This is a genomic window from Nostoc sp. JL33 (genome assembly GCF_017114985.1).
In the GTDB taxonomy this organism is placed as follows: Bacteria; Cyanobacteriota; Cyanobacteriia; order Cyanobacteriales; family Nostocaceae; genus Nostoc.
This window is the reverse complement of record NZ_JABXKP010000037.1, coordinates 33,935-44,267: the sequence shown is the minus strand read 5'-3', so window position 1 is coordinate 44,267 and position 10,333 is coordinate 33,935. Positions and strand designations below refer to the sequence as shown.

The 10,333-nt window shown below is 45.5% G+C and carries 15 protein-coding genes and 2 pseudogenes; 11 read left to right on the top strand and 6 right to left on the bottom strand.

What is annotated here, in order from left to right; translation table 11 throughout:
* Both HWQ23_RS08920 and HWQ23_RS08915 read right to left on the bottom strand, forming a co-directional pair.
* Positions 1–275: pseudogene (locus tag HWQ23_RS08920) on the bottom strand (hypothetical protein); the annotation flags it as partial.
* Positions 276–313: 38 nt separating this feature from the next.
* On the bottom strand, positions 314–541 hold the full coding sequence (locus tag HWQ23_RS08915; protein ID WP_292826583.1) for a hypothetical protein: 228 nt from the start codon (positions 539–541) through the stop codon (positions 314–316).
* A 36-nt stretch (positions 542–577) separates the two neighbouring features.
* Here HWQ23_RS08915 and HWQ23_RS08910 point away from each other — a divergent pair, with 36 nt between their 5' ends.
* The 9 genes and pseudogenes from HWQ23_RS08910 to HWQ23_RS08870 all read left to right on the top strand — a co-directional run bounded on the left by HWQ23_RS08910 (position 578) and on the right by HWQ23_RS08870 (position 3,117).
* On the top strand, positions 578–727 hold the full coding sequence (locus tag HWQ23_RS08910; protein WP_292826580.1) for a hypothetical protein: 150 nt from the start codon (positions 578–580) through the stop codon (positions 725–727).
* A 24-nt stretch (positions 728–751) separates the two neighbouring features.
* Positions 752–991: a helix-turn-helix domain-containing protein gene (locus HWQ23_RS08905; RefSeq protein ID WP_365740819.1), complete on the top strand. Its 240-nt coding sequence runs from the start codon at positions 752–754 to the stop codon at positions 989–991.
* Positions 992–1,083: 92 nt separating this feature from the next.
* On the top strand, positions 1,084–1,419 hold the full coding sequence (locus HWQ23_RS08900; protein ID WP_365740816.1) for a transposase: 336 nt from the start codon (positions 1,084–1,086) through the stop codon (positions 1,417–1,419).
* 1 nt (position 1,420) lies between these two features.
* Entirely contained in the window at positions 1,421–1,591 is a 171-nt protein-coding gene (locus HWQ23_RS08895) for a transposase (protein ID WP_292826577.1), read from the top strand.
* 105 nt (positions 1,592–1,696) lie between these two features.
* Complete coding sequence (locus tag HWQ23_RS08890; protein WP_292826574.1) at positions 1,697–1,936, top strand: hypothetical protein; 240 nt, start codon at positions 1,697–1,699, stop codon at positions 1,934–1,936.
* Positions 1,905–2,258 carry a winged helix-turn-helix domain-containing protein gene (locus HWQ23_RS08885; protein ID WP_292826571.1) on the top strand — a complete coding sequence of 118 codons (354 nt, stop codon included), beginning with the start codon at positions 1,905–1,907 and terminating at the stop codon, positions 2,256–2,258. The genes HWQ23_RS08890 and HWQ23_RS08885 overlap by 32 nt, the downstream gene beginning before the upstream one ends.
* Position 2,259: 1 nt before the next feature.
* Complete coding sequence (locus HWQ23_RS08880; RefSeq protein ID WP_472850391.1) at positions 2,260–2,580, top strand: LLM class flavin-dependent oxidoreductase; 321 nt, start codon at positions 2,260–2,262, stop codon at positions 2,578–2,580.
* Positions 2,565–2,804 (top strand): annotated as a pseudogene (locus HWQ23_RS08875) (class II aldolase/adducin family protein); the annotation flags it as partial. The gene HWQ23_RS08880 and the pseudogene HWQ23_RS08875, both read left to right, overlap by 16 nt.
* Positions 2,794–3,117, top strand: coding sequence for an ABC transporter substrate-binding protein (locus HWQ23_RS08870; RefSeq protein WP_292826568.1), 324 nt, complete (start codon positions 2,794–2,796; stop codon positions 3,115–3,117). The pseudogene HWQ23_RS08875 and the gene HWQ23_RS08870, both read left to right, overlap by 11 nt.
* 111 nt (positions 3,118–3,228) lie before the next feature.
* Here HWQ23_RS08870 and HWQ23_RS08865 read toward each other — a convergent pair whose 3' ends face one another.
* On the bottom strand, positions 3,229–3,441 hold the full coding sequence (locus tag HWQ23_RS08865) for a DUF433 domain-containing protein (protein WP_292826565.1): 213 nt from the start codon (positions 3,439–3,441) through the stop codon (positions 3,229–3,231).
* Positions 3,442–4,064: 623 nt separating this feature from the next.
* Here HWQ23_RS08865 and HWQ23_RS08860 point away from each other — a divergent pair.
* Together HWQ23_RS08860 and HWQ23_RS08855 are read left to right on the top strand one after the other, a co-directional pair.
* Positions 4,065–5,915 carry an MBL fold metallo-hydrolase gene (locus tag HWQ23_RS08860; RefSeq protein ID WP_292826562.1) on the top strand — a complete coding sequence of 617 codons (1,851 nt, stop codon included), beginning with the start codon at positions 4,065–4,067 and terminating at the stop codon, positions 5,913–5,915.
* 318 nt (positions 5,916–6,233) lie between these two features.
* Positions 6,234–6,413: a helix-turn-helix domain-containing protein gene (locus HWQ23_RS08855; protein WP_292826560.1), complete on the top strand. Its 180-nt coding sequence runs from the start codon at positions 6,234–6,236 to the stop codon at positions 6,411–6,413.
* Positions 6,414–6,846: 433 nt separating this feature from the next.
* On the opposite strand, the gene HWQ23_RS08850 is transcribed toward HWQ23_RS08855, so the two are convergent.
* The 3 genes from HWQ23_RS08850 to HWQ23_RS08840 all read right to left on the bottom strand — a co-directional run bounded on the left by HWQ23_RS08850 (position 6,847) and on the right by HWQ23_RS08840 (position 10,330).
* Positions 6,847–7,665 (bottom strand): ABC transporter permease, encoded by an 819-nt coding sequence (locus HWQ23_RS08850; RefSeq protein ID WP_292826589.1) that lies wholly within the window; start codon positions 7,663–7,665, stop codon positions 6,847–6,849.
* A 150-nt stretch (positions 7,666–7,815) separates the two neighbouring features.
* A complete protein-coding gene (locus HWQ23_RS08845) occupies positions 7,816–8,763 on the bottom strand; it encodes an ABC transporter permease (RefSeq protein WP_292826557.1) in 948 nt (315 codons plus the stop codon).
* The gene (locus HWQ23_RS08840; RefSeq protein WP_292826554.1) at positions 8,744–10,330 is read right to left on the bottom strand and encodes a sugar ABC transporter ATP-binding protein; all 1,587 of its coding nucleotides are present in this window, start codon (positions 10,328–10,330) and stop codon (positions 8,744–8,746) included. The genes HWQ23_RS08845 and HWQ23_RS08840 overlap by 20 nt, the downstream gene beginning before the upstream one ends.
* Between the last annotated feature and the right edge of the window lie 3 nt (positions 10,331–10,333).

Genomic DNA, 10,333 nt, shown 5'->3' with positions numbered 1-10,333 from the left:
AAGTAGTTATTTGCAAGTCGTTCGACTTGCTGAGTGGGGTTGTTTTCTTTATTACCAGCAAAACTGGATTCTACGGTTTTTTCTTTGCCAAGTTCTTTAACTGCTGCGGTAAGTTCGTTTTTGGTTTCCTCAAAATAGTTATTGAATTTGCCTAAAACCTTGAAGAAATCGTCAATTGAAAAGGCATAGCTGGGTGCTGTACCGAGTAAAGTAACCAGACCAATTATTGACCCGATTATTGCCCCTTTCTTACTAAACTTGAACTTTGGTTTCATACTTTTGGTGGATAAAATAACCAATGTGGCAATTAAAGTTAAGCCACTTGTTTATGATTGATTGATTCTTCATTTTCCAAACCCAGGTTATCTGTTAGTTTTTCTTCTATAATTTTTGCTGGCTTTAATTGTTTGTTTTTATTGTTATCCAGTAATTGTTTTACTTCTTCACTTAACTCATCTCCCCGAAGCATTTGTATGTATCCCTCAGAAAATCTCACCATACCCAGCATTGGGTTATCGGCATATTTATTTTGAGCTTGCATAGAATAGAGAGTCGAGGTAAGTCGGACAGTAGCAAAATGGCACGTCAGCTAGAAATAGAAATCACCGAAAGTGCAGAATATCTAGAAAAAACACTGAAACAGGCTCGGAGTGCAAGTCAGAATATTGGCTGCGCTGTGGTGGTTCAAAACAGGACTTGTGCGATGGTCGCAAGCGAACCGGCGTAGCCATCGCACAGTGAACTAGCGCGCATATTAGCAGGCGATCCGTCAAGGATAACGCGGTGGTTACAGAAGTATCGGAAGCAGGGAATGGCTGGGTTACTCGAAATCAAGAAACCACCTGGACAAGATCGAACAATCAAAGGAGAAGTACTTGAATTGCTCAAAGCAAAATTAAACTCGCCTGAAGGTTTTGGTAGTTACGGGGAGATTGTGAGTTGGCTTAGTAAAAATCATGGTGTAGATGTTAGTTACCGAATGGTGCATTAGTTGGTGCGCTACAAACTCGCCTGCAAATTGAAAGTACCTCGACCATGCAGTGTAAACCAACACCCAAAAGCAATTGAGACATTTAAAAAAACATTCCACAAGCATTATTAGCATTAGAAGAAATATTTGGAAAAGGCAAACGGTTACCTTATCTGTGCCAAGACGAGAGCGGAGTTGGACTGAAAACTCAAACAAAGCCAGTTGTGAGGACTTGTGGTGTTCAACCAGTGGTTCGTGTTGCATGGAAACGGCAAAGTTTTTGGCTGTATGGTATTGTTGAACCAATGAGTGGATGGCATTTTTGTTTGGAGTATCCAAAGCTTTGTGCTCAACATTTTCAAGAGTTTTTAGATGCAGTTTCATCTCAACTTGAAAAAGATATTGCACTGCTTCAAATTCACCAAGCCGCAGCGCCTAAAAGCTTATGAGTTGAAATGGCCTGAAAATATTATTCCTATCTGCCAACCTGCCCATTGTCCACAACTCAATCCGATTGAAAGGTTCTGGCTTTTTCTGAAATCTCAAATTAAGGGTCAGGTATTCAACACCCTTGAAGAACTTCGCGATCGCCTCAACCACCTCCTCAGTACAATCACATGAGAACGTGTGATTTCTTTAACTTCTTATGACTTGATTCTCGAAGCTCTTTTCTATGCAGCCTCAATCTAAATTGATATTAGGCAATTAATCTAGTATCAACCAGCTATGCCAGCAAAAAATCATCTTTCCCAAGAACAGAAGGAGCGGCTACTAAAAACGCTAAAAGAGCATGAAAATCCCTACGTAAGAGAAAAAGTTCTGATTTTATTATTAATGAATGATGGAAAAACGTATCACGATATTAGTAACTTTTTAGATATTGCATATCCAACAGTAGCATATTGGGCAGTTCACGGCGACCCAGATAATAAAGATGCATTTTTTAGATGGAAGAAGAGAAGGTAACTTCCGTAAAGTTACTAAAGAATATGAAGAAATACTATTACAAGTAATTGAGAAAGACCCAGTAGAATATGGATATGACTTTGGTCGGTGGACAGCGGCGAGATTAGCAACCTATATGGAAGAGCAAACAGGAATTAACTTAGGTGGTTCTCAAGTTAGGAGAATATTAGAGAGAAAAAAGTACGTTTACCTCTGGGCAAAGTACAGCCTGGAGGACAAACAGAATCCGGAAAAGCGTAAGGCATTTAAAGAAAAATTATCAGAATATTTAAGAATAACTGCCACTAAAAACTTAAATAACAAAGATTTGGAGCAAAATTAATATGTCTGTGGAATTTATTGGCATGATTGGTACGCGAGAAGCGTCTGAATTACATGACCCTACCGTATCTCTCACGGGAGGAAGTATAGACTTAGCTTATGTCCGCAAATTTGCAAAAGTCCATGAAGATAGTGGTTTTGATCGAGTACTAGTTGGTTATAGTTCTACAGGGCCAGATGGCTTTAATGTAGTCAGTTATGTGGCTGCTGCAACAGAACGACTGAAGTTTTTACTTGCACATAGACCGGGTTTTGTGGCTCCCACTTTAGCCGCCCGCAAATTAGCAACATTAGATCACTTTTCTAAGACTATAGAGGGGTAGTTTTAGATACTTCAGAGGGTAAAAGAATTGCTGAATCTTTGGGAGACAAGAAAGCTGTCATCCTGCGGAATCATGGCTTTTTAACAGTGGGGCAGACAGTAGACGAAGCTGCTTTTTGGTACATTTCTTTTGAGCGATCGGCTCAAGCCCAACTGCTTGCAGAAGCAGCTGGCAAACCACTTCCCATTGACCACGAAACAGCAACTTTTACTCATGGTACAGTCAATCAATGCTGGTGCGATTGACTTGGCCTCTGCTAGTGAAATTCCGCCGATTTTTGCGATTGAATCGAAAGCATCTGTAAAAATTATTGCCACTCTCAAAGGGCCGACGGTTGGTCAAGTTGTACTCGTACCCAAGGACTCGACTGCCAAAACGATCGCTGACCTCAAAGGTAAAAAAGTGGGTTACGTTAAAGCCACAACTGCCCACTACTTCCTGATTAAGATGTTGGAGAAAGTTGGGCTAACGATGAAGGATATCAATGCAATTCCTTTATCGATACCCGATGGGCTTTCGGCTTTTCGTAAAGGATAGCTTGATGCTTGGGCTACTTACGGTTACTCTATCCCCCAAGCCCAAAAAGAAGGGGCGCGAGTGCTGGAATCTGCAAAAGATATTTTGAGCGGTAACTTCGTAATTATTGCTTCACCCAATGCGATCGCTGTAATAACTCAACGCATCAAACACTTGTACCAGGGTTAGATGAGGCAAACCTTGGGGAATTTCTTCAGGAAATACACCCATACGCCAAGTTTCAGCGATCGCCCTAACAGATGTACAAGTTCCCTTGATAATTGGCTCACCACCTAGAATATGCTCGTCTTTGACAACGTAAAAATATTCTGTTGCTTGAACCATAGATATGAATATCTTAAGAACTTTCCTAGATGATAATTGTACCGATTCTGTCGAGAAGTCACAAACTACTGTTAATTTATCAATTAAATGTATTTAATGCCTGAAATCTAGGTATTATAAGAATTTATAATAAATTAAGTCTGATTTTTTAGCTGGGTTGGAAAAGCATTTAGTTCCAGTAAAGAGACAGCGTAACTAGTAGACATCTCCGGAAAATAATTAAATCATGGTAAAATAATATAAAAGGGTGTTTTTATCGAATTATTATGAGTAGCATCTTCGAGTATATACAAAATAATCCTCAAGAGGCACAGCGCTTGATAGGTTTAAAGTATGAGAGTTGCTCAAGAACGATTCAGATTAAATAGAAATAAATACGAGCAGATAATTATGACTATTTGTGGGCTTGTTAGATTACGAATAGGAAGATTTATTTTCTAGTCATAAAAATCTGGAATTATCCCCGCTTAATTCTCTTAAAGAGATGCAATATTTTTTCTTGTTTTAAACAGCAAGTATCTCTAATGCTTATTCTACCGTACAGCAAAGCTATGTTTGCCATCAGACGATCACTTTTCACAAATTAGTGATAGTAGGGGTTTGACAGTTTTCGGAGATGTCTATTGGGGAACTCACTTTCTCCACCCCCCGCCATTCAAAACCCAAACAGTAATGATGAAAGTTATCTGCGGAATGCTTGGTCAGCTGATGCCCTAGCAGACCTTGATGCTGATGCACCTGTGTTGCTAATTGGTACGGGACTGACGATGGTGGATATGGTTTTATCTCTGAGCGATCGCCAACATCGGGGTAAAATTTATGCTGTGTCCCGACGAGGATTATTTCCCCTCAAACATCAAGCGGCTCAACCTTATCCCTGCTTCTTGACACCAGAAAATTTACCAAAAAGTGTCCGAGGTTGCTTACATCGGGTGCGTGCCGAGGTGGAAATTGCTGCTGCCCAAGGCTACGACTGGCGAGCAGTAATTGATTCTCTGCGTCCGATGATTCAGAAAATCTGGCAAAAACTACCGACGGAGGAACAGCAACGTTTTTTGCGTCATCTGACACCCTATTGGGACGTGCATCGTCACCGCATTGCCCCAAAAGTGGCGGATATTGTAGCTGAAATGCTGGATTCTGCTCAACTCATCATTGCCGCCGGGCGGATTCGGCAATATCAAGCTTTGCCGGACGGTGTGGCTGTTACCGTGTGTCAGCGCAAAACTCAAACTAATAATATCTTGCACGTCCGGCAAGTGGTGAATTGTACAGGGGTGGCAGCAGATTATCGCCGATCGCCTCATCCTCTGATTACTAATTTGCGATCGCAGAAATTAATTCGCCCCAATGCCATCGGTTTAGGATTAGATACAGATACCCACGGTGCTTTATATGCAGCAGAGGGTAACGTTTCGACGCTGCTTTATACCTTGGGAACTCCGCGCAAGGGTGACTTGTGGGAAAGTATCGCTGTACCAGAATTACGGGGACAGGCGCAGGAATTATCAAAGGCATTGTTGCAGTCACTACCAGTGCGTGTGCGGACTATTGCGACGATGCCTTTGTTAAGCGATGTCTACGACGGGCTACGCCTACCCAGTGCAGAGATACCCGCGTCAACTTTCCTATTTCGGCAATTTTTTGATCCTGCAACTAGTAGTTATACTTATTTAATTGCCGATCAGCAGACAGGAGATGCTGTTCTAGTTGATCCTGTATTAGAGCAAGTTGACCGCGATTTGCAATCATTAGATGAACTGGGATTAAAGCTACGCTACTGTCTAGAAACTCACCTTCATGCCGATCACATCACAGGGGCAGGCAAACTCAGGCAACAAACAGGCGCTCAAGTGATCGTTCCCCAGAATACTGCTGTGACAAAAGCTGATCGCTCCCTTGTCGGTGGCGAAATCCTAGAGGTGGGATCGGTAATCATTGAAACAATTTTCACACCCGGCCACACCGCCAGTCACATAGCATATTTGGTAAACAAAACTCATTTGTTAACTGGTGATGCCTTGTTTATTCGTGGTTGTGGGCGCACAGATTTTCAGGGGGGCAATCCTGGAACTTTATACGATGTAGTGACACAACGCTTATTCACCTTGCCAGATGATACCTTGGTATATCCTGCCCATGACTATAAAGGACGCACAGTTTCCACCATTGGCGAAGAAAAGCGGCTTAATCCTAGATTTAGCGATTCCTACGGAGCGCTTCTCTACGAGGCGCTCCGCGAACGCTATCGCAGTCGCAGTCAATTTATTACCATCATGAATAATCTCAAATTGAGTTATCCCCAAAAGATGAATGCAGCAGTACCTGCGAATGAATACTGTGGTGATTTTATCCCCCAAGAAAGCTTAGACCAGGCTACGAGTTCGGCAACAGATGAAGAACAGAAACAAATAGAACTCACAGTTATGACTAATACAGAAATCTACAATGATTACTTTGCTATGTATATCTAGAGTAGAGTGAAAATCAAAATTTTTCTACCCAAGGTCGCAATTCAACTTCCCAAGTCCAAGCATTGCGAGGTTGGCGGAGAATGTTCAGGTAAGTTTGAGCGATCGCATCTGGATCAAGTAAAAAAAATATATTGTGGATTTAAACGAAGCAGAGTTATCACATTTACAATCGCTAACTAAAACGGGTAAGCATAAGGCACGAACTATTACCCGTGCGAACATTCTTCTAATGGCGAGTGAGAGTTATCCAGATAAGGCGATCGCTTCGACCCTAAGAGTTAATGTTTCGACCGTCGAGCGAAAGAATGTGAAAAATTTGTGGTTGGGGGACTGGAGTATGCGCTTGAAGACCGTCCCCATCCCCCAAAGCCTCGTAAACTTGATGGCAAGCAAGAAGCTTTTTTGGTAGCCACCGCTTGTTCGACTGCACCCTTTATGACGAACTCGTTGGACAATGCAGCTTTTAGCAGAGCAGTTGGTAAATCTTGGTATCGTTGATTCGATTTCTGACGAAACAGTACGTCAAACTTTAAAAAAAACGAAGTAAAACCGTGGTTAAAGGAACAGTGGTGCATACCTAAAGTTGATGCCGAGTATGTTTTGCGAATGGAAGATGTATTGGATTTATACAACTCTTGGTTGACCAATGGACAATGGGGTGTGATTCAGTTCGTGGCTTAATATTGAAGAAGAATGCAGAATCCAGAATTCAGAATTCAGAATCAAGACGCTCTCGTGCGTTCGCGAATAGCGTGTCGCAGACAGACGCTCTTGCTAGCTTGTCCTCCGCAGGAGTACGCGGACTCGCTACCGCTATGCTATCAGTCTCTTATTACCGAAAGCCCTACTAATGTGGGCTATTGGAGTGATGAGTGGCGTATTGGTGAGAAATCGTAGGTTAAGCTCCTAAAGGAGCGGTGAGTATGTCAAATCAGCCCCTCTGGACGATACGCTGCTGAAAAAGCACGACCAAAAGTAAGAAAGCACCACGGAGTACGAGCTGCCACCAAGGAGTAATGGTTCCCTCTAGATTTAAAAGGTTGTACATCATTCCTAGTAAAAGTACACCGACAAGGGTCGGAAACACGCTCCCTTGCCCCCCTGCTAGAAAAGTTCCTCCCATGACAGTCGCTGCGATCGCATCCGTCTCCCAGCCAAAGGCAGCCACAGGCTGACCCGCCCCTAGACGGCCTGCGAGAATAATACCAGCAAGCCCTGAAAGCAGACCGCTAAATGTGTAGACTGCTAGCTTGACTCGGTTTGGGTTCACGCCCATGAGTCGGGAGGACTCTTCGTTGTTGCCAATAGCGAATATGTGCAAGCCTAATCGGCTTCTGTGCAGCATAAACCAAGCTGCAAAATATAAGAGTGCAACTATAAGCACGGGTACAGGAACCCAACCAATGAACCCCCTACCCAGCCAAACAAGTCCCGATGCTGCTGAGGGTACGGCGATCGACTTCTCCTGGGTGATGCTCAACGCCAGCCCGCGTGCAGCGCTGGCAGTGAATAAGGTAACAACGAACGGCTGAAGCCGCGCGCGAGACACAAGAAGACCATTTGCCACACCGAGCAACGTGGTGCTAGCAATGCCGCCGGCGATCGCCACAAAGCTTCCTTGTCCGGCGAGCATTGCTGCGACAACACCGCCTAGAGCAACCAGAGCACCCACGGACAGATCGATTCCTCCACTCACAATCACAATAGTCATGCCCAGCGCCACGATCGCGAGCATACTGTTTTGTCGCATGATGTTCATGAGATTAAGAGGTGTCAGGAAGGTTTCATAACGAAATGATCCGAAAACAGCCAAACTAAGGAGCATGAGCAGCACGCCCTGCGAGGTGACGAGCTTAACAAGACGCTTAAGCGCAAGAGACTTTGTGGCAGCCATGACGCGTTAAACCTCCTTAGGACGCTGCAAAAAGATGGCGAAAAGAATAATTACGGATTTCAAAACTAATGACCAGGTAAACGGAATCAGGAGCATGTTGAAACTTGTGGAGATCACCTGCATGAGCAAGGCTCCTACAACTGTGCCGAGGACATTTGCACGGCCACCGGAGAAGGGCGTGCCGCCAACAACAACAGCCGCGATCGCATCAAATTCCGCGTTGACACCAACTTTGCTAGGATCGCCCATACCAAGCCTCGCTGTCTCGACAAGTCCAGCAAGCCCAGCAAGCAGCGCGCTAATTATATAGACTATATATTTCACACGCTCCGCACGGATACCCGCAAGCCGTGCAGCCGCCTCGTTGCCGCCAACTGCAACGATATGACGCCCAAAAAGCGTAGAGTGGATACAGAAGAAAGCTCCTGCAATCACAACTCCCGCAATCACAACCTGAATTGGTATAGAACCGAGATAGCCCTTTCCCAGCGCTTCAAATGTAGGATGGACGAAGGGAACGAGTTTACCGTCTCCGACGACCTGAGCAATGCCACGCCATAAGATCAGAGCCGCCAAGGTGGTAATCAAGGCATCAAGTTTCAGACGTGAGATCAGAAAGCCATTGATCAGACCAACCAACAAAGCAGCGCTCAAGGCGAACGAGATGGCAACAGTCATCCCATACTTAATCAGCAATGCCACAATGACTGAAACCAATGCCATAGTAGAGCCAACCGTCAGGTCGATGCCACGGGAGGCAATGACAAAGGTCATCCCAACGGCAACCAACATTGTCGTCGATACTTGGAGCAACATATTCAATGTGTTGCTAACTGTTGCGAAACGCGGAGTGAAGATGGCGTTCGCAACATAGAGAATTAAAAGTGCCGCAAATGCACCGAAGTTTGGGTTCCAAAGGGTTCCCCAACCCAAATCAGGCTTCTTGCTTTTCATTTGCGTTTTGCTCTGTTTGAGATTGTCCATCGGCGGCTTCTTGACGATCTGCACCTTCCGCCATTGCGTGCAGAATTGCCTTTATGTTCTTTTGCTCGCCACTAAGTTGGGCAATTGACCGCCCGTCACGCAGAACGACGACACGTTGCGAGCCTTCAACTAGCTCTTCCACTTCCGATGAAATCATCACAACTCCCAGCCCTTGTTTTGCTAGTTCGGCGATCAGCTGCTGGATCTCGCGCTTTGCACCAACATCGATACCGCGAGTTGGCTCGTCAAGGAGAAGAAGTTTTGTATTCTTGCACAGCCATCGCGCCAGAAGCACCTTCTGCTGATTGCCGCCTGATAGTTCGTGGATCTTCTGCTCCGCGCTGGCTGCCTTGATGTCAAGACGCTGCATGAAACGCTCTACAAGCTCGTTCTGTCGTTTCCTGGAAACGATGCCCCATTGCGTAAGGTTCGGTAGTGCAGCGAGCGTGAGGTTTTCGCGCACCGAAAGCTCAGGGATAATGCCGTCCGTCTTGCGATCCTCTGAGAGGAAAGCTATCCCAGCGTCGATGGCATCATGAGGATCGTGCAGGGACAAAAGACTACCTTCGAGTTTTACGGTTCCACTCTCAAGTGGTTCAGCCCCGAACAGGGCACGTACTGTTTCACTACGACCTGAGCCGAGCAAACCCGCAAGCCCGACGATTTCGCCATGCCGTATTTCAATCGAAACACCATTGAGCCGTTTTTTATATTTGAGAGCTTCCGCCTGGAGCAGCACTGGCTGACCTAGTGTGTTTTGCGACTGTCCTGAGAACGCCGTGACTCCTTTGCTCACCTCTTCGGGCTTACGACCCAGCATATGACAAACGAGTTCCAGACGATTGAGCGTGGTCAGCGATCGCGTGATGATATTGCGCCCATCGCGTAGTACTGTCACGCGATCGCACACGGCGTAAAGTTCTTCAAAACGGTGGCTGACGTAGACGATGGATGTTCCTTCCGACTTTAGCCGCCGCATGATATCAAAAAGAACAGATACCTCAGTTTCCGTAAGCGAGCTAGTGGGTTCATCGAGGATCAGCACCCGCGCACCAAAGGATATGGCGCGGGCGATCGCCACCATCTGGCGATGGGCAATATTGAGCGAACCAACCACTGAGCGCGGATCGATATCCAACCCCATACGCTCTAGGATATCGGTCGCCCTAGTATTCATGATCCGTCTATCAATGATGCCGAAGCGATGCGGCTCCCTGCCAAGAAAAATATTCTCGGCAACAGTTCGGAAACCCACAAGCTGGATCTCTTGGTAGACGGCTACGATGCCTGCCGCCTGCGCTTCGGTCGGGTTCTGGAATGCAACGTTTTTCTGCTCATACTCCATAACACCTGAATCTCGCCGATAAGCCCCCGTCATGATCTTGATCAGCGTCGATTTGCCAGCGCCATTTTCTCCGACGAGTGCATGAATCTCGCCTACCTTCAGTTCAAAATCCACCTCCCAGAGCGCTGGCACGCCGGAAAAACTTTTTTTTATACCCGTCATGCACAGGACATTTCGAGTCGCCTGATTCATCGG